Here is a 25,340-nt window from a genome sequence, read left to right on the forward strand (position 1 = left end):
CTCCGCGCGCCGTGTTCCCTCCGCCGTCCGGCCCCACCCCCGGCTTTTCGGCCCGCCGTCCGCCGACCGCAGCCGTCCGGCCGCTCGGGGTTCACCATTTCGGGCGACCCGGCGGCCTGTCGCGGCAGGGCCCCAAAGCCCTCCGGTCCCCTGCCATTCGGGCTACCCACCTGGTCGTCGGTCCGTCGGAGGGTACGTCACAAGCCGGACACACCGAGGTACACCCCCCGAGGTGAGGGCGGAATAAGCGACCGACATAATGTCGGTCGTGGCGACAGCAACTGCAGTAGAAACCGGGCACGCACACGGATCGGTCAACCGGCCGAACCTCACCAGCGTCGGAACCATCGTCTGGCTGGCATCCGAGCTGATGTTCTTCGCGGCCCTCTTCGCGATGTACTTCACTCTCCGTTCGGTTACCGGGACGGCCTACTGGCATTCCCAGAACCATGTCCTCGACGTTCCCTTCGCGTCGGTGAACACCACGGTCCTGGTGCTCTCCTCCTTCACCTGCCAGATGGGTGTCTTCGCTGCTGAGCGCGGCGATGTGAAGAAGCTCCGGGCCTGGTTCATCACCACGTTCATCATGGGCGCGATGTTCATCGGCGGTCAGATCTACGAGTACACGGACCTGGTCAAGACCGACCACCTGTCCCTGTCCTCGTCCCCCTTCGGCTCGGTGTTCTACCTGACCACCGGCTTCCACGGCATGCACGTGACGGGTGGTCTGATCGCCTTCCTGCTGGTCCTCGCACGGACGTACGCCGCCAAGCGGTTCACGCACGAGCAGGCGACCGCGGCGATCGTGGTGTCGTACTACTGGCACTTCGTCGACGTGGTCTGGATCGGCCTCTTCGCGACCATCTATCTGATCAAGTAGGCAGGGTCGGACCGTCCCCTCGGCGCACCGCCGGGCGGTCCCCACAGACCGACCTGACGGTCAACCAGACTCCAGACGCTCCTGATCCTCACACCGGGGTTAATCCGTGAAAAAGCTCTCCGCACGACGGCGCCACCCGCTGGCAGCGCTCGTCGTCCTACTCTTTGCGCTGGCGACCACCGGGGGGCTGTACGCCGCGTTCGCGCCGACCAGCAGCGCGCAGGCCGACACCAGCCAGTCGCTGTCCGTGGAACAGGGCAAGAAGCTGTTCCAGGTCGGCTGCTCCAGCTGCCACGGCCTCAGCGGCGAAGGCACCAAGGACGGCCCGACGCTGGTCGGTGTGGGCGGCGCGGCCGTGGACTTCCAGGTGGGCACCGGCCGGATGCCGGCGCAGCAGCCGGGTCCGCAGATCCCTTCCAAGAAGGTCATCTACTCCCAGGCTCAGATCGACCAGCTCGCCGCGTACATCTCCACCCTCGGCGCCGGCCCGTCCATCCCGACGGCCAACCAGTACGCCGCGGGCAACGTGGCCGCGGGCGGGGAGCTGTTCCGCACCAACTGCGCGCAGTGCCACAACTTCGCGGGCTCCGGCGGCGCCCTCTCCGAGGGCAAGTACGCGCCGACGCTGGAAGGCGTCAGCTCCAAGCACATCTACGAGGCCATGCTGACCGGCCCGCAGAACATGCCGGCCTTCCCCGACACGACGATGCCCCAGCAGCAGAAGCAGGACATCATCGCGTTCATCCAGCACACCACGAACCCGTCGAAGAACCCCAACTACGGGGGCCTGACCCTCGGCTCCCTCGGTCCGGTGACTGAGGGCCTCTTCGGCTGGATCTTCGCGCTGGGCGCCCTGATCGGGATCGCGATCTGGATCGCCGCCCGCACCCCCAAGGCCAAGAAGTCATGACGAGCCAGGACAACATGTCTGAAGAACACCTGCCGGAGGCCGTAGGGCCCCACGGCGGAGCAGTCGCCGTACACGACGACCCCTTCGCCGACCCGGGGCTGCCGCCCCACGAGCCGCGCCGGACCGACATCGACGAGCGCGCAGCCGCTCGGGCGGAGCGTCAGGTCGCGCGCTGGTTCATCCTGTCGATGATCGCCACGGTCGGCTTCATCGCCTCGTACGTGGCGATCAAGCCGTCCAACGGCGACGGCACCACGGGTGTCATCTACATCTTCACCCTGGGCCACATCAGCGCGCTCAACTTCGCGCTCGGCACCACGCTCGGCATCTCCCTCTTCGGCATCGGCGCCGGCGCGGTCCACTGGGCCCGCACGCTGATGTCCGACGAGGAGCACATCGCCGAGCGCCACCCGATCGAGTCGACCCCCGAGGTCCGCGCGCAGGTCTTCGCGGACTTCCGCCAGGGTGCGGCCGAGAGTGGCTTCGGCCGTCGCAAGCTGATCCGCAACACGATGATCGGCGCCATGGCGATGCTGCCGCTGTCCGCGATCGTGCTGTTCCGCGACCTCGGCCCGCTGCCGGAGAAGAAGCTCGACACGACCGACTGGTCCGCCGGCAAGCAGCTGATCAACATGAACACCAACGAGCCGCTGCAGCCCTCGGACATCACCGTCGGTTCGCTGACGTTCGCCATGCCGCCCGGCCTCAACCCGGACGACCCCAACGCCGACCCGACGTTCCAGGAGGTCATCGCCACCTCGGCGCTGCTGCTGGTCCGGATGGAGCCGAGCGACATCAAGGACGCCAAGTCCGCGTCCTGGGGTTACGACGGCATCCTCGCCTTCTCCAAGATCTGCACCCACGTCGGCTGCCCGATCAGCCTGTACGAGCAGCAGACGCACCACGTCCTCTGCCCGTGCCACCAGTCGACGTTCGACCTGTCCGACGGCGGCCGGGTGATCTTCGGTCCGGCCGGGCACCCCCTGCCGCAGCTGCAGATCACGGTCAACGCCGATGGCAACCTCGCGGCTGTGCGCGACTTCACCCAGCCCGTCGGCCCCGGTTTCTGGGAGCGCTCATGAGTACCCACATCGCAGACGGCGCGGCCGACGCGCACGAGCAGCTCGGCCACAGCGAGGCCGGTGTCCACCAGGCCCACGCCGGTGAGAAGGCGGCCGACTGGGTCGACGGACGGCTCGGCATCTACGGGCTGGCCAAGGCCAACCTGCGGAAGATCTTCCCGGACCATTGGTCCTTCATGCTCGGGGAGATCTGCCTCTACAGCTTCATCATCATCATCCTGACCGGTGTCTACCTGACGCTGTTCTTCCAGCCGAGCATGGCCGAGGTCGTCTACCACGGCAGCTACACGCCGCTGGACGGCATCTCCATGTCCGAGGCGTACAAGTCGGCGCTGGACATCAGCTTCGAGGTCCGCGGCGGTCTGCTGATCCGTCAGATCCACCACTGGGCGGCCATCGTCTTCGTGGCGGCCATGCTGGTCCACATGATGCGCGTCTTCTTCACCGGCGCGTTCCGCAAGCCCCGTGAGATCAACTGGCTCTTCGGGTTCCTGCTGCTCTTCCTGGGCATGTTCGACGGCTTCATGGGCTACTCGCTCCCGGACGACCTGCTGTCCGGTACCGGTATCCGCTTCATGGAGGGCGCGATCCTGTCGGTGCCGATCGTCGGCTCCTACATCGCGATGTTCCTCTACGGGGGCCCGTTCCCCGGCGACGACATCATCCCGCGCTTCTACACCATCCACGTGCTGCTGATCCCGGGCATCATGCTGGGCCTGCTGGTCGCCCACCTGATCCTGGTCTTCTACCACAAGCACACCCAGTTCGCGGGCCCCGGCCGCACCGAGAAGAACGTCGTCGGCATGCCGCTGATGCCGGTCTACATGGCCAAGGCCGGTGGCTTCTTCTTCCTGGTGTTCGGCGTCATCGCCTTCGTCTCGGCGATCGCCTCGGTCAACCCGATCTGGGCGTACGGCCCGTACCGCCCCGACCAGGTGTCCACCGACGCCCAGCCGGACTGGTACATGGGCTTCTCCGAGGGCCTGATCCGCATCATGCCGGGCTGGGAGATCCGCGCCTGGGGCCACACCCTGGAACTCGGCGTCTTCATCCCGCTGGTGGTCTTCGGCGGCGTGATGATGGTCATCGCGGCCTACCCCTTCCTGGAGGGCTGGGTCACCGGCGACAAGCGCGAGCACCACATCCTGGACCGCCCGCGCAACGCCCCGATCCGCACCGCCTTCGGCGTGGCCTGGATCGCGGAGTACATCATCCTGCTGGTCGCGGGTGGCAACGACCTCTTCGCCACCCACTTCCACCTGTCGATCGACACGATCACCTGGGCCTGCCGGATCCTGTTCTTCGTCGGCCCGGTCATCGCCTTCACGGTCACCAAGCGCTGGTGCCTCGGCCTCCAGCGCGCCGACCGCGACAAGCTGCTGCACGGTCGCGAGACCGGCACCATCAAGCGGCTGCCGCACGGTGAGTTCATCGAGGTGCACGAGCAGCTGCCGCAGGAGGAGCGCTTCCGCCTCACGGCGCACGAGCAGCCCCAGCCGATCGAGCTGCCGGCCGCGGTGGACGAGAACGGCGTCAAGCGCAAGGTCGGCCTCATCGCCAAGACCCGCGCGAAGCTGTCCGAGGGCTTCTACGGCGACGCGGCGCAGATCCCGAAGCCGACCGTCGAGGAGCACCAGGAGATCACCAGCGGCCACGGCCACCACTGATCCCCTGCTCCACCCGCAGCACCCGTAGCACCTGCAGCACCACGAAGGGCCCCGTCCGGTTCGCCGGACGGGGCCCTTCGTCGCTGCTCAGCCGGCCCGGTAGGCACGGAGGAAGGCCGCCACCCCGCTCGCGATCAGACGGTCGCTCTGCTGCCGCGGGACCGGGGTGACGCCGTAGTGGGTGACCTGCACGATCGCGTGCGAGGTGAGCGCCATGAAGTGGCTGCCCGCCATCCCGGCGTCCCCGTGCAGGTCGAGCAGGCCCGCTTCGGCGAGGGCGGTCATCGCGTCCGCGAACGCCCGGCCGACCGGCCCGGGACCGGCGTTGGTCCAGGCCTCCAGCACCTCCGGCGGCACGTGGTCGGCCTCGCTGTGGATGTGCCGGACCAGCGCGAAGTGGTCCGGGTACTGGGCCATCAGGCCGACGAACGCGTGGCCCAGGGCGACCAGGTCCCGCTCCAGGTCGTCCGCGTGCGGTGGCCGCTCGGGGGCCAGGAAGGCGTCGATCAGCGCGAGTTGGGCGTCCCGCACCTGTCCGGAGGTCCAGCTCACCACGGTCTGGAACAGCTGCGCCTTGCCGCCGGGGAAGTGGTTGTAGAGGGTGCGGGTCGAGACGCCGGCCGCCTCGGCCAGGGTGTCGACCGAGGCGCGCGCATAGCCCTCCCGGCCGAAGACCGTGCAGGCCGCGCTCGCCATGGCGACCTGCTTCGCCAGCTTCCGCGCCGGGACGCCCTGTGGTTCCTGCTCCAACCTGCCACCCCTTAAGAGTTACAACGGCCGTTGCACTTTCGACAACGTTCGTTGTAGTTTACCGGAGGGCGGTCGCACTGGGCGGCCGGCCCGCCCAACAAGGGGGAACCACCATGTCCAGCAAGGGTTTCAACGAGGACGCACCGCTCCGGGTCGCCGTGGTCGTCGGCAGCGTCCGCGAGGGCCGCCAGGGCCGGCGCGTGACCGACTGGTTCCTCGGCACCGCCGCCGCCCACGGCGACCTGGAGCTCGACGTCATCGACCTCGCCGACTTCGACCTGCCGCTGGTGATGCCCGGCTGGGGCGGCACCGTGGACCCGCGGGCCGCCGCCGTCCTGGCGGAGGTGACCCCGCGGCTGGCCGCCGCCGACGCCTTCGTCCTGGTCACCCCGGAGTACAACCACAGCTTCCCGGCCGCCCTGAAGAACCTCATCGACTGGCACCACGGCGAGTGGCAGGCCAAGCCGGTCGGCTTCGTCTCCTACGGCGGGCTGGCCGGCGGCGTCCGCGCCGTCGAGCAGCTCCGGCTGGTCCTCGCCGAGCTGCACGCCATGACCGTGCGCGACGCGGTCAGCCTGCACGGGCCGTGGTCCGGGCTCGGCGAGGACGGCGCACCGCTGGACACCGCGGTCTGCGAGGGGGCGGCCAAGGGCATGCTCAACCAGCTGACCTGGTGGGCCCACGCCCTGCGCACCGCCCGCCACAGCCGTCCCTACCAGGCCTGAGGGGGTCGGCAGATGGCCACCGCCCAGTTCGCCGGGGTCGGCGCCGCAGCGCCCCCGGCCGACCCCGCCGCCCTGCGCCGCACCGCCACCGTGGTGGTCCTCGGCTCGGTGATGTCGGTGCTCGACATGACCATCGTCAATGTCGCGCTGCACCGCCTCTCCGCGGCCTTCCACGCCCCGCTGGAGACCATCCAGTGGACCGCCACCGCCTACACCCTGGCGCTCGCCGCCGTCGTCCCCACCGCGGCCTGGGCCATGGGGCGGTTCGGCGGCAGGCGCACCTACCTGACCGCACTGGCGCTGTTCACCCTCGGCTCGCTGCTCGCGGCCTGCGCCTGGGACGTGCAGAGCCTGATCGCCTTCCGGGCGCTCCAGGGCCTCGGCGGCGGGCTGCTGATGCCGGTCGGCATGGCGATGGTGATGCGCACCGCCGACCCGGCCCGGTTCGGCCGGGTGATGGCCGTGCTCGGGCTCCCGATCGTCGTCGGCCCGGCCCTCGGCCCGGTGCTCGGCGGCTGGCTGATCGACGCCGTGGACTGGCACTGGATCTTCCTGGTCAACCTGCCGGTGGGCGCGGCGGCACTGCTCCTCGGGCTGCGGCTGCTGCGCGCCGACCCGCCCGCCGACCGGGCGGCGGCGCCCGCCCTGGACCTCCCGGGGCTGCTGATGCTCTCCCCCGGCCTCGCCCTGCTGCTGTTCGGGCTGGCCCGGGGCACCGGACACGGCGGCTTCGGCGCACCCGGCGCACTGCTCCCGGCCCTCCTCGGAGCCGCACTGGTGGCCGGCTTCGTCCGGCGGGCGCTGACGGTCCGCGCGCCGCTGATCGACCTCGGGCTGCTGCGCGAGCGGGCCTTCGCCGCCGGGATCGGCACCCTGGCGCTGTTCACCTGCGGCTACTTCGGCTCGATGCTGCTGGGGCCGATGTACTGGCAGCAGGTGCGCGGCCTGAGCCCGACCGTGGCCGGGCTGCTGGGCGCACCAGCCGGCCTCGCCGTCGGCATCACCATGCAGATCGCCACCCGCCGGCTCGACCGGGTGTCGCCGCGCCGGCTGATCCGCTCCGGCATCGCGGTGGGCTGCGCCGGAATGGCGCTGACCGCGCTCCAGATCGGTTCCGCCGACGTGGCGGCCTGGCGCATCGTCGGCTCCGGGGTGCTGCTGGGCATCGGCTCCGGCATGGTGCTGATGCCCACCATGACCACCGCGGGACGCGGCCTGCCCAGGGAGCGGATGGCCGCGGCGAGCACCGCGCTGAGCATCAACTCCCAACTGGGGGCCTCGGTGGGGACGGCCTTCGTCTCCACCGTGCTCACCTCGGCGGGCACCACTCCGGCGGGCTTCCGGACCACCTACGCGGTCGCCGCGGTGCTGCTCGCCCTCGCCCTCGTCCCTGCCGGCCTGCTGCCCCGGCAGCGGCCCTGACCGGGCCGCTGCCGTCCCCCCGGGGCTCTCGGCGCTCTCAGGGCTCTCAGGGCTCTCAGGGCTCCAGTCGGGCGCCGACGTGCCGGAGGAAGGCCTCCCAGCGGACCACGAAGTCCGGGTCGTGCGGGCCCTGGCCGGTGGCCATCCGGGTGATCTGCGGGAGCAGGTTCGGGTAGCTGGCCAGGGCGAAGACCATCAGCCGGAACAGCGCCGGGTCGCAGTCGGGGTTGATCAGGCCCGACTGCTGGCGGTGGACGATCTCGTCCACCTGGGCCTGGATCACCGGCTGCCGCTCCTCCTCGTGCGGCACCGGCCGGTCGCCGTAGGCGAGGGCCTCGCGCTGGAGGTAGGCGAGCCAGGAGGCGTCCCCGGCCTCGTGCTCGTGGTAGTGGTAGGCCAGGAACTCCCCGACCGGGTCGGGCGCCTGCTCGGCGCGCTCCAGCCGGGTGCTGCGGATCCGCGCCAGCAGGTCGGTGAAGAGGCTGTCGCCGACCCGGCCGCCGGTGGACAGGAACATCGACCAGGCGAAGCCGCCGGCCCAGCCGGGCAGCCGCTCGACCAGGGCGTTGGAGGGCTGCCCCGGGGTGTGCGGCAGTCGGAAGGCCAGCACCGCCGCGATCAGCAGCAGCCCGGCGGAGGCCGGCAGCACCTCGGCGAAGGCCGAGGCGTAGGCCGCACCGGGGTGCGCCCGGCCCACCAGGTCGAAGAAGACCAGGCCGTAGAGGGCCACCCCGAGCACGTTGGCGGTCTGCATCGAGGTGGTGACGATCCCGGAGGCGGAGCCCGCGTCCTCGGGCGCCACGCCGGAGATGATGGTGCCGACCAGCGGGCTCATCCCCAGCCCCTGCCCGAGGCCGGTCAGCAGCAGCGTGGGGGCCAGCGTCCAGACCGTCAGCGAGGTGCCGGCCGCGTACGCGGTGGCGGCGGTGGCCAGCAGCCCCAGGGCGGCCAGGGCGTAGCCGAAGGTCAGCACGTGCCGGCCGAGCACCGGCACCAGCCGGGGCGCGGCCAGCGAGGTGATGAAGAAGCCGATCGCCGAGGGCGTGTACACCAGCGCCGACCTGATCGGCGAGAAGCCGAGCCCGGACTGGAGGTAGACCGCGAGCATGAACAGGAAGCCCGCGTAGGAGGCCATGAACAGCACCGCGATCGGCACGCCGCCGCGGAAGCCGCGGTTGCGGAAGAGGTCGAGCCGGACCAGCGGCTGCCCGCCGCCGGCGCCGAGCCGCTGCTCGTAGCGGACGAAGGCGTAGCCCGCCGGGACGGCGGCGACCAGGCAGGCCAGCAGCCAGCCGGGCCAGCCCTGGTCACGGCCGATCAGCAGCGGCACCGAGAGCAGCAGCAGGAACAGCGTGACCAGCCCCACCCCGCCCAGGTCGAGCCTGGTCTGCCCGTTCGGGCGGTCGTCCGGCAGCCAGACCACGGCGGCGATCGTGGCCACCACTCCGATCGGCACGTTGACCAGGAACACCGGGCGCCAGGTCCAGCCGAAGAGGTCGGCCGCGAGCAGCCCGCCGCCGATCAGCTGACCGGCGATGGAGGCGATGCCGATGACCGCGCCGAAGGTCCCCAGCGCCCGCCCCCTGGCCTCGCCGCTGAAGCTGGTCTGGATGATCGCCAGCACCTGCGGGTAGAGCATCGCGCCGCCGACCCCCTGCAGCACCCGGGCCAGCACCAGCACGCCGATGCTGGGCGCGGCCCCGCACAGGGCGGAGGCGGCGGAGAACACCAGCAGGCCGGTGACGAACATCCGCTTGCGGCCGAAGATGTCGCCCAGCCGGCCGCCGGTCACCAGTAAGGAGGCGTAGGCGATGGTGTAGCCGGAGACCACCAGTTCCACCGCGCCGAAGCCGGCGTGCAGCCCCTCCCGGATGGACGGGATCGCCACGTTGACGATGGCGACGTCGAGGATCGCCATGAACGTGCCGACCAGGACGACGGGCAGCACCATCCGGTGCTGCCCCGCCACCCCGCCCGGCGGGGCGGCGGTGGTGCGGACGTCGGTTGTGCGTATCGACACGGCTGGTCCCCTCCCGGATCCGCTGCTGACCCACTGATTGTTGTGGTGATCCGGTCGGAGCGCAGCGGATTGAGGGAGTTGGGACTTGTCCCGGGTCGGCGTCAGGCGGCCGGGCGGAGGTAGCCGGGACGGCTCTGCTCCTGGTCGGCGACGGCGCCCGCGCCGGTGTCCACCACCCGCTGGAGGGCGCTGTGCGACTTCCAGCGGTCCCAGTCGACGTTCCAGTCGCCGAAGCCGTTGCCGAAGGGCTCCATCATGTGGCCGTAGCTGTTGACCACCTGGACCAGGTCGCCCCGGCGGAAGGTGTCGTAGAACCAGTGGGCGTTGCCGGTGCTCATGCCGACGCAGCCGTGGCTGATGTTGGCCACGCCCTGGGCGCCGACCGACCAGGGGGCGGCGTGGACGTACTCGCCGCTCCAGGTGACCCGGGTGTCCCAGGCCACGTCCTTGTGGTACGAGTCGTCGGTCCCGTCCGGGATGCCCACGGTCGAGGAGTTCATGAAGACCACCGGGGACTGCTCCAGCACCACCTTGATCCCGCTGCGGGTGGAGAACCCGGGCTTGCCGGTGGTCACCGGGATGGTGTTGATGGCGTTGCCGTTGCGGTAGACGGTCAGGTAGTGGGCGGCGGCGTCGGTGAGCGCCAGCAGCTTGTCGCCGGTGCTGAAGGAGATCCGGCTGGCCGGACCGCCGTAGAGCTTGCCGCCGATCAGCCGGCCGTCCAGGTCGAAGGCGGCGCCGATCCGGGCGTGGGCCGGCCAGTAGCTCTCCGGGCGGAAGTGCAGGGTACTGTCGTCCACCCAGTACCAGGCGCCCTGGACGCCGGGGCTGGAGCTGACGCTCAGTCCGCCCTCCACCACCCGGCGCTCGGCCGGGTCGTGGATCGGGTTGCTGAGCGTGGCGGTGATCGGCTCGCCGACGCCGTAGACGGCCCCGTCGCCGGGCGTCAGCTTGGCGGTGAGGGTCTCGGGGGCGGCGCGGGTGGTGAAGGTCGCCACGGTGCTGCCACGGCCGCCCTGGCCGTCGTCCACGCCGACCCGGACGGTGTAGCTGCGCCCGGCGCTCAGCGGGCCGGTGGAGCTCCAGCTGCGGTCGTCGGCGGAGATGGCCCCGGCCAGCTGGGTGCCGTCCGGCCCGGCGACGGTGACGTCGGTCAGGGTGCCGTGCAGCGCGCGGACCACCACCGGCTGGTTCGGGTCGACCGAGCCCGGCACCGACGCCACCGGCGCGGCGGCGGCCGACGCGCCGCCGTCCTTCGCCGCCGCGCCCTGAGCCGCCGCGCCCTGAGCCGCCGCGTCCGATCCGGCGGCGGCCTTGGACGCGGAGGCGTTGGCGCCGGGGGCCGCGGCCGGGACGGCGTCGGAGGCCGTGCCCGGCCGCCCCGCCGGGCTGATGTTCACCATCCGGGCGACGTCCCCGGCGGAGAGCCGGTCCGCCCTGCTGCCGGAGCAGCCGCAGAGGGCCAGCGGTGCCAGTACGACCGCGACCGCTACGACAGTACGAGCCCTCATGGGCGTGGTCCCTTCCAGAATGTTCCAGAGCTGCGGGTGACGCATCGTCAGCCGACACACTGTCATATTCTATGAAAAATAGGACACAGCACCACTCGCAGGCCACCCGTGCGAGTGAACGCCGCAGGGGCCGGACGCCGTGGTGCACGACGTCCGGCCCCTGCCGGTACAGCGGTGGAACGACCGACTCAGCGGTGGATCACTGGGTCTGGTTCTCGCCCCGGTAGTACTCGAACACCCAGCCGAAGATCCCGATGAACAGGATCGGCAGCGAGAAGTACAGCAGCCACCAGCCGAAGATGACGCCCATGAACGCCATCGCGCCGCCGATGCCCAGGGAGAGCGGCTGCCAGCTGTGCGGGCTGAAGAAGCCCATCACGCCGGCGTCGTCGGAGACCTCGGCCTGCGGGTTGTCGCCGGCCCCGGTGTCCACCCGCTTGGCGGTGAACAGCAGGTAGAAGGCGATGAACGAGCCCAGCCCGAAGGCCAGGAACAGGCAGGTGGTACCCGTCGGGTCCTTCGACCAGATGCCGTACCAGATAGCGATGCCGAGGACGAAGACGGCGAAGCCAGCGAAGATCTTGCCCTGTTCCCTCATCGGTCACCCGCCTCCTCTTCCATCGCGGACTTGGCTTCGAGCGCGGCGATCAGGTGCGCGGGCACCTCGCCGTGGTTCTCCAGGTAGTCCTGCGCCGCGATCTCCGGGTGGTGCAGGTCGAACGCCGGGGACTCGGAGCGGATGCGCGGGAGGGTGAGGAAGTTGTGCCGCGGCGGCGGGCAGGAGGTCGCCCACTCCAGCGAACGGCCGTAGCCCCACGGGTCGTCGACCTCGACCTTCTTGCCGTACTTCGCCGTCTTCCAGACGTTGTAGAGGAACGGCAGGATCGACAGGCCGAGCAGGAAGGAGCCGATGGTCGAGATGGTGTTCAGCGTGGTGAAGCCGTCGGAGGGCAGGTAGGTCGCGTAGCGACGCGGCATGCCCTCGGCGCCCAGCCAGTGCTGCACCAGGAAGGTGGTGTGGAAGCCGATGAACAGCGTCCAGAAGGTGATCTTGCCAAGGCGCTCGTCGAGCATCTTGCCGGTCATCTTCGGCCACCAGAAGTGGAAGCCGGCGAACATCGCGAAGACGACGGTGCCGAACACCACGTAGTGGAAGTGCGCCACGACGAAGTACGAGTCCGAGACGTGGAAGTCGATCGGCGGGGAGGCGAGCAGAACGCCCGTCAGACCACCGAAGACGAAGGTCACCAGGAAGCCGACGGTCCACAGCATCGGGGTCTCGAAGCTCAGCGAGCCCCGCCACATGGTGCCGATCCAGTTGAAGAACTTGACGCCGGTCGGAACCGCGATCAGGAACGTCATGAAGGAGAAGAACGGCAGCAGCACCGCGCCGGTGACGTACATGTGGTGGGCCCACACGGTCACGGACAGACCGGCGATGGCGATCGTCGCCGCGATCAGGCTCTGGTAGCCGAACATCGGCTTCCGCGAGAAGACCGGCACGACCTCGGAGATGATCCCGAAGAACGGCAGGGCGATGATGTACACCTCTGGGTGACCGAAGAACCAGAAGAGGTGCTGCCAGAGGATGGCGCCGCCGTTGGCCGGGTCGAAGACGTGCGCCCCGAACTTTCTGTCCGCTTCCAGTGCCAGCAGCGCGGCCGCGAGCACGGGGAAGGCGAGCAGCACCAGAACGGCCGTCAGCAGGACGTTCCAGACGAAGATCGGCATCCGGAACATGGTCATGCCGGGGGCACGCATGCAGAGGATGGTGGTGATGAAGTTCACCGAGCCGAGGATGGTGCCGAAGCCGGAGAGCGCCAGACCCATGATCCACATGTCGGCGCCGACACCCGGCGAGCGGACCGCGTCCGACAGCGGCGAGTAGGCGAACCAGCCGAAGTCGGCCGCACCCTGCGGGGTGAGGAAGCCGCCGACGGCGATCAGCGAGCCGAACAGGTACAGCCAGTAGGCGAACATGTTCAGCCGCGGGAACGCCACGTCGGGCGCGCCGATCTGCAGCGGCATGATCCAGTTGGTGAAGCCGGCGAAGAGCGGGGTGGCGAACATCAGCAGCATGATCGTGCCATGCATGGTGAACGCCTGGTTGAACTGCTCGTTCGTCAGCACCTGACCGTTCGGCTGGGCCAGCTGCGCACGCATGGTGAGCGCCAGCACACCGCCGACCAGGAAGAACGCGAACGACGTCACCAGATAGAGGGTGCCGATCGTCTTGTGGTCAGTGGTGGTCATCCACTTGATGATCTGGGTACCGGACTTGCGCTCGAGCGCAGGCTTCCGGCCCACCACAGCGGTGCCACCGCTGAGGCCCTGGGGTTCGTTGAGGATCGTCATTTCGCGTTGTTCACTCCCGTGGTCGTGATGCCCGAGGGCACCGCGCCGCTCTGGCCCAGCGCGCGCAGGGCGGCGATATGGGCTTCGTACTGCGCCGGGGTGACGACCTTGACGTTGAAGAGCATCTGCGAGTGGTCGACACCGCAGAGCTCCGTGCACTTGCCACTGAAGGTGCCCAGCTGGGTGGGCGTCACCTGGAACTTGTTCACGACACCGGGGATGACGTCCATCTTCATGAGGAAGTCGACCGGCCAGAAGCCGTGGATCACGTCACGCGAGGTCAGCTCGAACTCGACCGACTGACCCTGCGGCAGCCACAGCGTCGGAATCGCGTCCGGGGTGCCGATGTCGTAGGCGCCGGGACCGTTGTCCCCGGCGGTGCTGGACTGCTCCTGCGGATTGACCGAGTGCTCGTAGTTGAACGCCCAGCTCCACTGGAAGCCCACCACGTTGATGACGTGCTGAGGCTTGTCGATCTTGAGGAGGTAGTCCTCGTCCCGCGCGGTGTAGAAGAAGAAAACCGACACCATGATCAGCGGAACCACTGTGAACAGTGCCTCAAGGGGCATGTTGTAGCGGAACTGCGGCGGGACCTCGACCTTGCTGCGGCTGCGCCGGTGGAAGTACACGCTCCACAGGATCAGACCCCAGACGAGAGCACCGACGGCCAGCGCCGCGATCCAGGAGCCCTGCCAGATGAAGAGGACCGTCTTGCCCTGCTCGTCGCGCGGAGTGGGCAGGCCGAGCCGAGGCAGTTGCGAGGATGTGCAGCCGGTGGCGGTGGCAAGGACGAGGCCCAGCGTCAGCGCTGAAAGCAGCTTCCGCCGCATCGAGCGCCGCGGCGAGCGGTCGGAGCCGTTGGGACTCACGTAGCGCCTTCCCGAAGTCTCGCCCGCTCACGCGCCAAGGGGACTGTGGGCCCGTTGGCCCGGTTTGCGGGCAGGGTTTGGATGTTTATGCGGGCCAAACCCTACTCCAGGCGTATCGGAGCTTCGCGGGCAGGTCCGGCTAACGCGCCGATACGGCCCCCGGATGGCCCCCGGATGGGTGGATCTGCAGGTCAGGGCGGCACTTACGGGCCTCCGTCAACCTTCCGGGTGACATGCCGGAGCAATCGGCTGACACACCATAAGCCACCCAAACGATCACGGCTCGGGCCGCCCCCTGACGAGCCGACAGCGAGGTGCTCGCTACCGTAGGAAGGTGCCGTACTTCGACGCAGCCTCGACCGCGCCGCTCCATCCGCTCGCCCGTCAGGCCCTGCTGTCGGCCCTCGACGAGGGATGGGCCGATCCGGCCCGGCTCTACCGGGACGCCAGGCGGGCCCGGATGCTGCTGGACGCGGCCAGGGAGACGGTCGCGGCGGAGCTCGGCGCCCGCGCCGACGAGGTCGCCTTCACCGCCTCCGGCACCCAGGCCAACCACCTCGCCGTGCTGGGCGCGCTCGCAGGGAATCACCGGAAAGGGGTCCGCCTCGTACATTCCGCCGTAGAACACTCCTCCGTACTGCACGCGGCGGAACTCCACGAGGCGTCAGGCGGCAGCACCGGCACGGTCCCGGTGGACCGGAGCGGACGGGTCTCCGCCGAGGGGTTCGCCGAGGCGCTGCTGCCCGGCACCGCGCTCGCCTGCCTCCAGTCCGCCAACCACGAGGTGGGCACCCTCCAGCCGGTCGCCGAGGTCGGTGCGCTGTGCGCGGCGGCCGGGGTGCCGCTGCTGGTGGACGCGGCCCAGTCGGCCGGACGGCTGCCGGTGCCGGCGGGCTGGTCGCTGCTGACCGCCTCCGCCCACAAGTGGGGCGGCCCGGCCGGGGTCGGGGTGCTGGCGGTCCGCAAGGGCGTCCGCTACCGCTCCCCGCTGCCGGCCGACGACCGCGAGTCCGGGCGGGTGCCCGGCTACGTGAACCTGCCGGGCGTGGTCGCCGCGGCGGTGGCGCTGCGCGCCGTCCGGCAGGAGGCCGAGCAGCTGAACGCGGTCCAGTCGGCGCGGATCGCCCGGCTCCGGGCCGAGCTGCCGCGGCTGGTGGCCGACCTGGCGGTGCTCGGCGAACCCGAGCGGCGGCTGCCGCACCTGCTGACCTTCTCCTGCCTCTACGTCGACGGCGAGGCGCTGCTGGGCGAGCTGGACCGGGCCGGCTTCGCGGTCTCCTCGGGCTCCTCCTGCACCTCCAGCACCCTGACCCCGAGCCATGTGCTGGCCGCGATGGGGGTGCTGACCGAGGGCAACATCCGGGTCTCGCTGCCGCCGGACTGCACCGACGCGGACGTGGACCTGTTCCTGGAGGTGCTGCCGCGCGCGGTGGCGACGGTGCGCTCGCAGCTGGAACCGCCCCCGGCCGCGCCGCCCGCACCGGCGACCGGCGGCCCCGCTGCTCCGGACACAGCTGGTCCGGACACCGCTGGTCCGGACACCCTGGTCCTCGACACCCTGGGGCGGCGCTGCCCGATCCCGGTGATCGAGCTGGCCAAGCACATCGGCGAGGTGCCGCTCGGCGGGCTGGTCGCGGTGCTCTCCGACGACGAGGCCGCCCGGCTGGACATCCCGGTCTGGTGCGAGATGCGCGGACAGGAGTACGCGGGCGAGTCGCCCGCCGCGACCTACGGCCCGGACGCCCCGCTCGGCGTCGCCTACCTGGTCCGCCGCCTGAGCTGAGCGCGGGCCCCGGGGCGGTGTCCGTGCGGACGCCGCCCCGGGGCGGCCGGCTCAGGCCAGGCGGGCGCCGACCTCGGCCGCCGCCGCGTCGCCGTAGGCGGCGGCGAAGCGCTCCAGGAAGGCCCCGCGCTGCAGGGTGTACTCCTGGGTGCCGAGGGTCTCGATCACCAGCGTCGCCAGCATCGAGCCGACCTGCGCCGCGCGCTCGAAGCCCAGCTCCCAGCTCAGCCCGGCCAGGAAGCCGGCCCGGAAGGCATCGCCGACACCGGTCGGGTCCACCTTGGCGGTCTCCGCCGGGACGCCGACCACGATCGGCACCTCGCCCTTGCGGTCGATCCGGGCGCCCTTGGCGCCCAGGGTGGTGACCCGGACGCCGACGCGGTCCAGGATCTCGCTCTCGGACCAGCCGGTCTTGGTCTCGATCAGCGCCTTCTCGTACTCGTTGGAGAAGAGGTACGCGGCGCCGTCGATCAGGGTGCGGATGGCATCGCCCTCCAGCCGGGCCAGCTGCTGCGAGGGGTCGGCCGCGAAGGCGTAGCCGCGCTCGCGGCACTCCTCGGTGTGGCGGACCATCGCGTCCGGGTCGTCCGCGCCGATCAGCACCAGGTCGAGCCCGCCGACCCGCTCGACGACCGGCAGCAGCTCGATGTTGCGGGCCTCGCTCATCGCACCGGTGTAGAAGGAGGCGATCTGGTTGTGGTCGCTGTCGGTGGTGCAGACGAAGCGGGCGGTGTGCCGGGTCTCCGAGATGTGGACCGAGGCAGTGTCCACGTGGTGCCGGTCCAGCCAGCCCTGGTACTCGGCGAAGTCGGTACCGGCCGCGCCGACCAGGATCGGGCGCAGACCGAGCAGCCCCATGCCGAAGCAGATGTTCGGGGCGACCCCGCCGCGCCGCACGTCCAGGGTGTCCACCAGGAACGACAGCGACACGGTGTGCAGCTGCTCGGCGACGAGCTGCTCGGCGAAGCGACCAGGGAAGGTCATCAGGTGGTCAGTGGCGATCGAGCCGGTGACGGCAATACGCACAGCGGTTCTCCCCAACGGGTGGCGGCCGGGACTGGCAGCGGGAATCGGACCGCCCCACGGTACCGTTCGCCGACCGACCGTCACTCCTTCACCCCCGAGTGGTTACTCTCTGGTAGGACTGGATGGCGGGGCGCTCCGGATCTAGGGTCGAAGCAGGGCTTCTGCCCTGCCACCTGCTGCATCGGAGTTCCGCCATGATGCCCAGCCACAACCCCGTGCACATCCCCGCGCACCTGCGCGGCGAGGCCGACAACGAGACGCTCGACGAACTGGTCAGGGCCGGGCGGCGGATGGGCCACTTCTGGCCGCTGCTGGCCGTCAACGAGCCGGCGCGCCCGCGTCCGGCCCGCGACCCGAAGCAGGGCTCCCCCTACCAGGTCAACCCGCGTTCGGCGGCGCTGCTCGACTCCTGGCTCGGCCTCGGCGACTGAGCCGGCCGCCCCGGGCCGCGACACGAACGGGCGGTCCGGCGGCGGAACCGATTGCCCGACCTCCACGTCCCAGTACCGTTCACCCAGGGACAGCTCCAGGAGGCGGCACCGTGCAGATCCACTCGCCCAAGCAGCAGACAGCCCTCGGCCGCCTGGTCAGGCTGGCCGCGCTGGCGGCCGCGACCGCAGCCGCAGCGACCGCGTGCGCATCGTCCGGCACCGCCTCGGCCCGGCCGAGCTCCTCGGTGGCCGGCAGTGCGACGCCCTCCCCCGGCGGCCCGGTCACCGGTTCCGCCACTCCGTCCGCCACGCCGTCCGGCAGCGCGAGCGTCAATCCCGGCGGGCCCGCCAGCGGTGTGTCGCCCTCCCCCGGCCAGCAGGTGATCCACGGGCTCGGCTACACCTCGAACGGCGACGAGCTCACGGTGAAGTTCTACGCCGGGATCTGCGAGAAGTACGGGCTGGACGCCGACCAGTCGACCGCCGGCGAGGTGAAGGTGCGGATCGTCGTCACCACTCCCGCCCCGTCCGGTCGGCCCTGCCCGATGGTGATCACCGAGCAGTCGGTCAGCGCCGACCTCGGCTCCCCGCTCGACCAGCGCAGCGTCATCGACGCCAGCACCGAGAAGCCGCTCCCCCAGCTCGACGCCGCGAGCGGGGTGAAGCACTACTCCCCCGGCCCGATCAAGATCGGCGGCTGAGCGGCCGCCCGAACGACGGAGCGCCCCGTCCGGAAGAACCGGACGGGGCGCTCTCGCGTCGGACCGCCGACTAGCTGAACGAGTCGCCGCAGGCGCAGGAGCCCGTGGCGTTGGGGTTGTCGATCGTGAAGCCCTGCTTCTCGATGGTGTCGACGAAGTCGATGGTGGCACCGCCGAGGTAGGGGGCGCTCATCCGGTCGGTGACGACACTGACGCCGCCGAAGTCCTTCAGCACGTCGCCGTCGAGCGAACGCTCGTCGAAGAACAGCTGGTAGCGGAGGCCGGAGCAGCCGCCGGGCTGCACGGCGACGCGCAGCGCCAGGTCATCCCGGCCTTCCTGCTCCAGCAGGCTCTGGACCTTGGCCGCGGCGGCATCGCTGAGGAGGATCCCGCTCTCGACGTTGGTCTCGTCCTGGACGGTCATCTGTGTACTCCCGGGTTGTGACGACTTACTGCTACCAGCGGCAAACCGGTGGCGCCCCCGAAGTATTCCGGGGAATGTCCCTGTCCCCCCATGCTCGCACACGCCACCGCGCGGGTCACGACCGCGCGACCGACCAGCCTGTGCGAGCACGGCCCGCCGCGGGGCCTGCCGATTCCCGACAATCCCCCGCCCCGGCCGGCCCTGCGGGCCAGACTTGTCGGATGATCCTCCGCCCGGTACGCGACTCGGCCTCGGATGCCCGCACGGTGCGGGAGATCGCGAAGGCGGCCTTCGACGCCCTGGAGGAGCAGCTCGGCCGCACCGGACCGGTCCCCGAACCGACCCCGGCGGCCGTCGCCGCCTCCGAGGCCCGGACCCGCCACCTCGCCGCCACCGACCCGGGCGGCTGCTGGATCGCGGAGGAGGCCGGCGAGGCGGTCGGCACGGCGCTGGCGCTGCGCCGGGAGGGCCTGTGGGGGCTGTCGCTGTTCTGCGTCCGCCCGGACGCCCAGGGCAAGGGCGTGGGCCGGATGCTGCTGGACCACGCCGCCGCCTACGGCCGGGGCTGCCTGCGCGGCATGATCGTGGCCTCGCCGGACCCCCGGGCCGCCCGCCGCTACCACGCGGCCGGGTTCCAGCTCCACCCGACGATGCAGTTCACCGGCACGGTGGACCTGCTGGCGCTGCCCGAGCCGGGCGGCATCCCGGTCCACCTGGGGGACGCCTCGCACCAGCAGCTGCTGGACTCGGTCGACCGGCGGGTGCGCGGTGGCGGCCACGGCCCGGACCACGCCCAGCTGCTCCGGATCGGCGACGAGCTGCTGGTGGTGGACACCCTGGCCGGCAGCGGCTACTGCTACCGCCGCGAGGGCCGGATCGTGCTGCTGGCCGCGACCTCGAAGCGGCTGGCGGCACGGCTGCTGACGGAGGCGCTGGGCCGGGTGCCGGTGGGAACGGAGGCGACTGTGGCGAACGTCACCGGCGAGCAGGAGTGGGCGGTCGACGTCTGCCTGGCCGGCGGGCTGTCCGCGGCCAACCGCGGCTACCTCGCGCTCCGCGGCCTGCGCCCGCCGACCCCGTACCTGCCGTCGGGCGCCTACCTCTGACCCGCACACCGTCCCTCACACCATGGTGTCGAGGATCTCCTTGACCATGTCCATGGTGGTGCCGGGGTGCAGGAAGGCGAACCGGGCGACGACCTCGCCCTCCCAGCCGGTCGGGGTGACGAAGCCGGTCTGCTCGGCCAGCAGCCGCTGGGACCAGGCGTAGTAGTCCTCGGCGGCCCAGCCCTTGCGCCGGAAGACCACGGCGGACAGCACCGGGTCCAGCACGACCTCCAGGTCCGGGTAGTCGGCGCGGATCAGCGCGGCGGTGTCCCGGGCCAGCCCGATGCCGGTCTCGATCGCCTCGGTGTAGGCGTCGGTGCCGTGCACCGCGAGCGAGAACCAGAGCGGCAGGCCCCGGGCGCGCCGGGTGAGGTGGTAGGCGTAGTCGGTCGGGTTCCACTCCTCGGTGTCCCCGGTGTGCAGGACGTCGAGGTAGGAGGCGTCCTGGGTGTGGACGCCCTTGGCCAGCCAGGGCTTGCGGTAGATCAGCGCGGCGCAGTCGAAGGGCGCGAACAGCCACTTGTGCGGGTCGACCACGAAGCTGTCGGCGTGCTCGATGCCGTCGTAGCGGGCCCGGACCGAGGGCGCGAACAGGCCGGCGCCGCCGTAGGCGCCGTCGACGTGGAACCAGAGGTCGAACTCGCGGGCGACCTCGGCGATGCCGGCCAGGTCGTCGACGATCCCGGCATTGGTGGTGCCGGCGGTGCCGACCACCCCGATCACCGGGATGTCGTCGTCCCCGGCCGCCAGTGCGGCGCGCAGCGCGGCCCCGGTGAGCCGGTGGCCCTCGGTCGGGACGACCAGCTTCTCCACGCCGATGATGTTCAGGGTGTTGGTCACCGAGGAGTGGGTCTGGTCGCTGACCGCGATCCGCATCCGGGCGCCGGGGGCCAGGCCCAGCCGCCGCCGGGCGGTGTCGCGGGCGACGACCAGGGCGGAGAGGTTGCCGGCCGAGCCGCCGGAGACGAAGCAGCCGCCGGCCGTGTCCGGCAGCCCGGCCCGGTCGGAGATCAGCCGCAGCACCTGGTTCTCGGCGGCGATCGCCCCGGCCGCCTCCAGCCAGGAGATGCCCTGCAGCGAGGCGCAGGAGACCACCATGTCGAACAGCAGCGCGGCCTTGGTCGGCGCACAGGGGATGAATGACAGATAACGGGGACTGTCAGCTGAGATCACGGCGCGCGACAGCTCGTGGTCGTAGAGCTTCAGCACCTCTGCAGGATCGTTTCCCTGGGCGTTCAGCAGGCCCGACAGCGCCTCGCCGAGGCGGGCCCCGTCCCCGGGGTGGTCCAGCGGCACCGGGTCGTACTGGAGCCGCTCCCGCATGTAGTCGAAGACCAGGTCGACCATGGTGGGGTCGTACCGATGCATGCGCTGGGTCACGGCGGAAGTCCTCTCGGGGCGGCGCTGACGTGCTCAACCCTAGGCAGCGACCGGCTTTCCCGCCCTGTCGGAACCCTGCGCACCGCGCAGCTTTCCTGCGTCCTCCCCGTCAACCGCGCAGGAAAGCTGCGCGGGTGGTTTCACCCGTGGGGCTGAACATTCCTCGGTCCCGCTGGGTAGCCTGGAAGCGGCTGTGAGGATTCCTTTCATGGGAGCACTGATGAGCGTGGCATCCGACTACGAGTGGCCGCGCCCCCCCGAGGGCGGCTGGACCGCCGAGGACCTGGACCGGCTTCCCAATCTGCCTCCGCACACGGAGCTGATCGACGGGAGCCTCGTCTTCATCAGTCCGCAGACCGATTTCCACTACCTCGCGATTCGGCTGCTTGAGTTCCGCCTGCTTCAGGCGGTTCCCCCGGAGTTGGACATCCGTTGCGAAATGACGGTGACCCTCGGCAGGCACAACCGGCCGGAGCCCGACGTGATGGTGATCCGGAAGCAGGCCGTCGACGGCCCACGGCGCACGACCTTCGCTCCGGAGGACGTGCTGCTGGCGATCGAGGTGGTCTCGGCGGAATCGGTCGAGCGCGACCGGATGTACAAGCCGTTGAAGTACGCCCAGGCCGGTATCCCGTCCTACTGGCGGGTCGAGAGCGACGGCGGCAAGCCGGTCGTCTACACCTTCGCGCTCGAACCGGCGAGCGGCTGCTACGTTCCGGTCGGGATCTTCCACGACACGCTGACCGTGTCCGTGCCCTTCCCGGTCAGCCTCGACCTCGCCGACATCGACAAGAACCCCTTCCAGCCCTGAACACCCGCGTCCTCAGCCGATCAGTCGGCTGAGGACGACCTGGCTGCGGCTGCGCTGGACGCCGGGCTCCTTGCGGATGCGCTCGATCACGGCCTCCAGGTGGCCGGTGTCGGCCGCGCGGAGGTGGACCAGGGCGTCGGCCTCGCCGGTGACCGTCCAGGCCGCGACGACCTCGGGGAACTGCCGCAGGGTGGACAGGATCTCCTCGGGCGAGGTCCGCTCCCGGCAGTAGACCTCGACGAAGGCCTCGGTCCGCCACTCCAGCGTCCCGGGGTCGAGCAGGACGGTGAAGCCGCGGACCACGCCGCGCTCCTGCAGCCGGTCGACCCGGCGTTTGACCGCCGTGGCGGAGAGGTTCACCAGGAGTCCGATCTCCGCGTAGGAGGCCCTGCCGTCCCGGGCGAGGAGTTCGAGGACCTTCCGGTCGGTCTCGTCCAGAGGGATGCCGGTACCGCCCGGGGGGACCTGATTCGATGGTGTTCGTCGTGCTGGCACGCGTACAGGACTAGCACATCTCGCACATTCACTCGGCTGTCCCGGGTCGGTACTGGAGGAACACGCCGAGGGCCACGGTGGCCGCGCACACCAGCCCGGCGCCCAGCACGCCCGAGCCGCCGCCCAGGAAGGTCGTCGCCAGTACCGCCAAGGCCGAGACGGGCAGCAGCAGTTGGCCGATCCCGTGCTTGCCGTGCCGGGCGTGCAGGGCCCAGACGGTGACCAGGTAGAGCGCCGTCGGCAGGGTCACCGCGGCCGCGGCCGCCTGCCGGGAGATCTCGGCCTTGCCCACCGCGTGCTCCACCCCGACCTCCAGGCCGGCCCCGATCGCCGCCGCCGAGAGCAGCACCAGGTAGTGGCCGTAGCCCCAGACGAACGCCTGCCGGTTGCTCTGCAGGTACTCGTGGACCGGGCGGGCGAAGTAGATCCACCAGGCCGAGAAGCAGATCAGCAGCCCGCCCCCGGCGATCGGCAGCAGTTCCCGCAGCGCCCCGTGCTCGTCCAGCGCCGTCTGGACGGCGATGGTCGCGGCCGAGACCGACTCACCGAGCACGATCAGGGTGAACAGCCCGTAGCGCTCGGCGATGTGCTCGGCGTGCCAGGGGGTGCTCCAGCGGCGCTCCGCGTACACCGGCACGCTCAGCTCGGCGGCGATCAGCAGCAGGATCACCGGCAACCTGGCCCCGTGCGGCAGGAAGAGCAGCACCACCCAGCAGACCTGGACGGCGGCGATGCCCCGGGCGTAGCGCAGCGCCATCACCCGCTGCTCGCCCTCGTTGCTCGCGGCGACCCGCAGCCACTGGACGACCAGGGCGCAGCGCATCACCAGATAGCCGAGCACGCCCACGGCGAGGTGCCCCTGGAGCAACTGGGGGATGCCGGCCGCCAGGATCAGCGCCCCGGTGATCTGCACCAGGGTGGCGATCCGATAGGGGACGTCGTCGGTGTCGTAGGCGGAGGCGAACCAGGTGAAGTTCATCCAGGCCCACCAGATGGCGAAGAAGGCGAAGAGGTAGCCGCCGACCCCCGAGCCCCAGTGGCCCTCGGCCAGCGAGTGCGCCAGATGGCTGCCGGCCTGGGCGACGGCGACCACGAAGCAGAGGTCGAAGAACAGCTCCAGCGGGGTGGAGGCCCGGTGTGCCTCGTCCCGGCTCCGGGGCAGCATCCGCCGCACCGCACGCTCACGCCCCGCGTCCACGTTCGCGTTCGACCACTCGCTCATCTGCGCGTACCCTTCCGGTCACCCCGTCTTGAGCCTGTCTCCCGTGCGCCCCGTGCGCCACTCGGATACCTCCGGTTCGGCAGAAGCGGCGTGGGTCACATTGCCACTCCGGCCGTCGCCTGCGCCGGACGGGCGAGTTATCATCGATAACGTCAGATAGACGAAAAGGGCGCGGCCCCCTCACCGCGCCCCCACAGGAGGGCAGCCGCCCGTGACCACCACCTATCAAGAGCCGGCGCCCACCCCGCTGGCCCTGCTGCTGCTCGGCCGGGACGCAGACCCGGCCAGTGAGCGCGGCGTCGACTGCCCCGGCGATCTCCCCGCCGCCTCCGACCCCGACCTGGTCGCCCGCGCCCGCGCCGCCAAGGCCGCGCTCGGCGACCGGGTGTTCATCCTGGGCCACCACTACCAGCGCGACGAGGTCATCGAGTTCGCCGACGTGACCGGCGACTCCTTCAAGCTCGCCCGCGACGCCGCCGACCGCCCCGAGGCCGAGTTCATCGTCTTCTGCGGCGTGCACTTCATGGCCGAGAGCGCCGACATCCTCACCGCCGAGCGCCAGCGGGTGATCCTGCCGGACCTCGCGGCGGGCTGCTCGATGGCAGACATGGCCACCGCCGAGCAGGTCGCCGAGTGCTGGGACGCGCTCACCGACGCCGGGGTCGCCGACACCGTCGTGCCGGTCGCCTACATGAACTCCTCCGCCGACATCAAGGCCTTCACCGGCCGGCACGGCGGCACCATCTGCACCTCCTCCAACGCCAAGCGGGCGCTGGAGTGGGCCTTCGAGGAGAGTGCGGCGCGAAGCGCCTCGAGCGAGGGTGGTGGTGGGCGACGGGCGGGCGAGAAGGTGCTCTTCCTGCCCGACCAGCACCTGGGGCGGAACACCGCCGTCCGCGAGCTGGGGCTGAGCCTGGACGACTGCGTGGTCTACAACCCGCACAAGCCCAACGGCGGGCTGACCACCGAGCAGCTGCGCGCGGCGAAGATGATCCTCTGGCGCGGCCACTGCTCGGTGCACGGCCGCTTCTCGCTGGACTCGGTCGAGGAGGTCCGCGAGCGCGTCCCCGGCGTCACCGTGCTGGTCCACCCCGAGTGCAAGCACGAGGTGGTCGAGGCCGCCGACCTGGTGGGCTCCACCGAGTTCATCATCAAGGCGCTGGACGCCGCCGAGCCCGGCAGCAAGTGGGCGATCGGCACCGAGCTGAACCTGGTCCGCCGACTGGCCAAGGCGCACCCGGACAAGGAGGTCGTCTTCCTCGACCGCACCGTCTGCTTCTGCTCGACCATGAACCGGATCGACCTGCCGCACCTGGTGTGGACCCTGGAGTCGCTGGTCGAGGGCCGGGTGCCGAACGTGATCACGGTCGACCCGACCACCTCGGCCGAGGCCAGGGCGGCGCTGGACCAGATGCTGGCGCTGCCGTAACGGAGGCCGGGTACGGCGAAGGGGCACCCCGAGGGGTGCCCCTTCGCCGTACCCGTCACTGCTCAGCCGGGGATGAGCCCGTCGTGGTGCAGCAGCTCCCTGACCTCGTCGACCGTGGCCTCCTCGTAGGGCAGGGTCGCCTCGGAGGGCACGAGCGCGTCGTGCGCCACCGGCGTCCCGCCCGCGCGGACGGCGGCGAGCAGTGCGGCCAGGCTGACCCGGAAGTCGGCCTCGTCGGACGAGTCGAGGGCCGCCAGCACGGCGTTGTCCAGCTCATTGAGATGGTCAACCAGCGTGTCCGGAACCTCGAACTGGCCCTCCCCCATGATCCTGACGATCAT

The 25,340-nt window shown here is 70.8% G+C and carries 24 protein-coding genes; 12 read left to right on the forward strand and 12 right to left on the reverse strand.

Going from position 1 to position 25,340, the window contains the following annotated elements; all coding sequences use genetic code 11:
- Positions 1–259: 259 nt before the first annotated feature.
- The 4 genes from ctaE to qcrB all read left to right on the forward strand — a co-directional run bounded on the left by ctaE (position 260) and on the right by qcrB (position 4,539).
- Entirely contained in the window at positions 260–880 is a 621-nt protein-coding gene (ctaE, locus tag BS75_RS09385) for an aa3-type cytochrome oxidase subunit III (protein ID WP_034087885.1), read from the forward strand.
- Positions 881–986: 106 nt separating this feature from the next.
- On the forward strand, positions 987–1,790 hold the full coding sequence (gene qcrC, locus BS75_RS09390) for a cytochrome bc1 complex diheme cytochrome c subunit (RefSeq protein ID WP_034087886.1): 804 nt from the start codon (positions 987–989) through the stop codon (positions 1,788–1,790).
- Positions 1,787–2,872, forward strand: coding sequence for a cytochrome bc1 complex Rieske iron-sulfur subunit (gene qcrA, locus BS75_RS09395; protein WP_034087887.1), 1,086 nt, complete (start codon positions 1,787–1,789; stop codon positions 2,870–2,872). The genes qcrC and qcrA overlap by 4 nt, the downstream gene beginning before the upstream one ends.
- Positions 2,869–4,539 carry a cytochrome bc1 complex cytochrome b subunit gene (gene qcrB, locus BS75_RS09400; protein ID WP_081982209.1) on the forward strand — a complete coding sequence of 557 codons (1,671 nt, stop codon included), beginning with the start codon at positions 2,869–2,871 and terminating at the stop codon, positions 4,537–4,539. Before qcrA ends, qcrB begins: the two co-directional genes overlap by 4 nt.
- 87 nt (positions 4,540–4,626) lie before the next feature.
- Here the strand turns inward: qcrB and BS75_RS09405 are convergent, their stop codons facing one another.
- Entirely contained in the window at positions 4,627–5,289 is a 663-nt protein-coding gene (locus tag BS75_RS09405) for a TetR/AcrR family transcriptional regulator (protein WP_034087888.1), read from the reverse strand.
- A 113-nt stretch (positions 5,290–5,402) separates the two neighbouring features.
- On the opposite strand from BS75_RS09405, the gene BS75_RS09410 reads away from it, so the two are divergent.
- Positions 5,403–6,014, forward strand: a complete 612-nt coding sequence (locus BS75_RS09410) for an NADPH-dependent FMN reductase (protein WP_034087889.1) — start codon at positions 5,403–5,405, stop codon at positions 6,012–6,014.
- A 12-nt stretch (positions 6,015–6,026) separates the two neighbouring features.
- Positions 6,027–7,436 carry a DHA2 family efflux MFS transporter permease subunit gene (locus BS75_RS09415; RefSeq protein WP_034087890.1) on the forward strand — a complete coding sequence of 470 codons (1,410 nt, stop codon included), beginning with the start codon at positions 6,027–6,029 and terminating at the stop codon, positions 7,434–7,436.
- Positions 7,437–7,491: 55 nt separating this feature from the next.
- Here the strand turns inward: BS75_RS09415 and BS75_RS09420 are convergent, their stop codons facing one another.
- The 5 genes from BS75_RS09420 to ctaC form a co-directional block, all read right to left on the reverse strand.
- Complete coding sequence (locus BS75_RS09420; RefSeq protein WP_063771543.1) at positions 7,492–9,456, reverse strand: MFS transporter; 1,965 nt, start codon at positions 9,454–9,456, stop codon at positions 7,492–7,494.
- A 101-nt stretch (positions 9,457–9,557) separates the two neighbouring features.
- Complete coding sequence (locus BS75_RS09425) at positions 9,558–10,967, reverse strand: L,D-transpeptidase (RefSeq protein WP_052069302.1); 1,410 nt, start codon at positions 10,965–10,967, stop codon at positions 9,558–9,560.
- 199 nt (positions 10,968–11,166) lie between these two features.
- On the reverse strand, positions 11,167–11,565 hold the full coding sequence (locus BS75_RS09430) for a cytochrome c oxidase subunit 4 (RefSeq protein WP_034087891.1): 399 nt from the start codon (positions 11,563–11,565) through the stop codon (positions 11,167–11,169).
- The gene (gene ctaD, locus BS75_RS09435; protein ID WP_034087892.1) at positions 11,562–13,322 is read right to left on the reverse strand and encodes an aa3-type cytochrome oxidase subunit I; all 1,761 of its coding nucleotides are present in this window, start codon (positions 13,320–13,322) and stop codon (positions 11,562–11,564) included. Before ctaD ends, BS75_RS09430 begins: the two co-directional genes overlap by 4 nt.
- The gene (gene ctaC, locus BS75_RS09440; protein ID WP_034087893.1) at positions 13,319–14,191 is read right to left on the reverse strand and encodes an aa3-type cytochrome oxidase subunit II; all 873 of its coding nucleotides are present in this window, start codon (positions 14,189–14,191) and stop codon (positions 13,319–13,321) included. Before ctaC ends, ctaD begins: the two co-directional genes overlap by 4 nt.
- Before the next feature lie 334 nt (positions 14,192–14,525).
- Between ctaC and BS75_RS09445 the strand changes: the two genes are divergently transcribed.
- Complete coding sequence (locus tag BS75_RS09445; protein ID WP_034087894.1) at positions 14,526–15,974, forward strand: cysteine desulfurase/sulfurtransferase TusA family protein; 1,449 nt, start codon at positions 14,526–14,528, stop codon at positions 15,972–15,974.
- Between the two features lie 51 nt (positions 15,975–16,025).
- Here BS75_RS09445 and BS75_RS09450 read toward each other — a convergent pair whose 3' ends face one another.
- The gene (locus BS75_RS09450) at positions 16,026–17,000 is read right to left on the reverse strand and encodes a carbohydrate kinase family protein (RefSeq protein WP_034087895.1); all 975 of its coding nucleotides are present in this window, start codon (positions 16,998–17,000) and stop codon (positions 16,026–16,028) included.
- Positions 17,001–17,194: 194 nt separating this feature from the next.
- On the opposite strand from BS75_RS09450, the gene BS75_RS09455 reads away from it, so the two are divergent.
- Positions 17,195–17,431 carry a hypothetical protein gene (locus BS75_RS09455; RefSeq protein ID WP_034087896.1) on the forward strand — a complete coding sequence of 79 codons (237 nt, stop codon included), beginning with the start codon at positions 17,195–17,197 and terminating at the stop codon, positions 17,429–17,431.
- Between the two features lie 110 nt (positions 17,432–17,541).
- The gene (locus BS75_RS09460; protein ID WP_034087897.1) at positions 17,542–18,132 is read left to right on the forward strand and encodes a hypothetical protein; all 591 of its coding nucleotides are present in this window, start codon (positions 17,542–17,544) and stop codon (positions 18,130–18,132) included.
- Between the two features lie 70 nt (positions 18,133–18,202).
- Here the strand turns inward: BS75_RS09460 and BS75_RS09465 are convergent, their stop codons facing one another.
- Complete coding sequence (locus BS75_RS09465; protein WP_034087898.1) at positions 18,203–18,556, reverse strand: HesB/IscA family protein; 354 nt, start codon at positions 18,554–18,556, stop codon at positions 18,203–18,205.
- Positions 18,557–18,777: 221 nt separating this feature from the next.
- On the opposite strand from BS75_RS09465, the gene BS75_RS09470 reads away from it, so the two are divergent.
- Positions 18,778–19,662, forward strand: coding sequence for a GNAT family N-acetyltransferase (locus BS75_RS09470; protein ID WP_034087899.1), 885 nt, complete (start codon positions 18,778–18,780; stop codon positions 19,660–19,662).
- A 15-nt stretch (positions 19,663–19,677) separates the two neighbouring features.
- On the opposite strand, the gene BS75_RS09475 is transcribed toward BS75_RS09470, so the two are convergent.
- Positions 19,678–21,042, reverse strand: a complete 1,365-nt coding sequence (locus tag BS75_RS09475) for a pyridoxal phosphate-dependent decarboxylase family protein (RefSeq protein ID WP_231607728.1) — start codon at positions 21,040–21,042, stop codon at positions 19,678–19,680.
- 220 nt (positions 21,043–21,262) lie between these two features.
- Between BS75_RS09475 and BS75_RS09480 the strand changes: the two genes are divergently transcribed.
- Positions 21,263–21,853, forward strand: coding sequence for a Uma2 family endonuclease (locus BS75_RS09480; RefSeq protein WP_197091920.1), 591 nt, complete (start codon positions 21,263–21,265; stop codon positions 21,851–21,853).
- 12 nt (positions 21,854–21,865) lie between these two features.
- On the opposite strand, the gene BS75_RS09485 is transcribed toward BS75_RS09480, so the two are convergent.
- Entirely contained in the window at positions 21,866–22,348 is a 483-nt protein-coding gene (locus BS75_RS09485; protein WP_331281409.1) for an Lrp/AsnC family transcriptional regulator, read from the reverse strand.
- A 28-nt stretch (positions 22,349–22,376) separates the two neighbouring features.
- Entirely contained in the window at positions 22,377–23,570 is a 1,194-nt protein-coding gene (locus BS75_RS09490; RefSeq protein WP_042439305.1) for a low temperature requirement protein A, read from the reverse strand.
- A 211-nt stretch (positions 23,571–23,781) separates the two neighbouring features.
- Between BS75_RS09490 and nadA the strand changes: the two genes are divergently transcribed.
- Positions 23,782–24,999 carry a quinolinate synthase NadA gene (nadA, locus tag BS75_RS09495; RefSeq protein ID WP_034087901.1) on the forward strand — a complete coding sequence of 406 codons (1,218 nt, stop codon included), beginning with the start codon at positions 23,782–23,784 and terminating at the stop codon, positions 24,997–24,999.
- A 62-nt stretch (positions 25,000–25,061) separates the two neighbouring features.
- Here the strand turns inward: nadA and pspAA are convergent, their stop codons facing one another.
- Complete coding sequence (gene pspAA / locus BS75_RS09500) at positions 25,062–25,340, reverse strand: PspA-associated protein PspAA (protein WP_034087902.1); 279 nt, start codon at positions 25,338–25,340, stop codon at positions 25,062–25,064.

This window comes from Streptacidiphilus albus JL83 (assembly GCF_000744705.1).
GTDB lineage: Bacteria > Actinomycetota > Actinomycetes > Streptomycetales > Streptomycetaceae > Streptacidiphilus > Streptacidiphilus albus.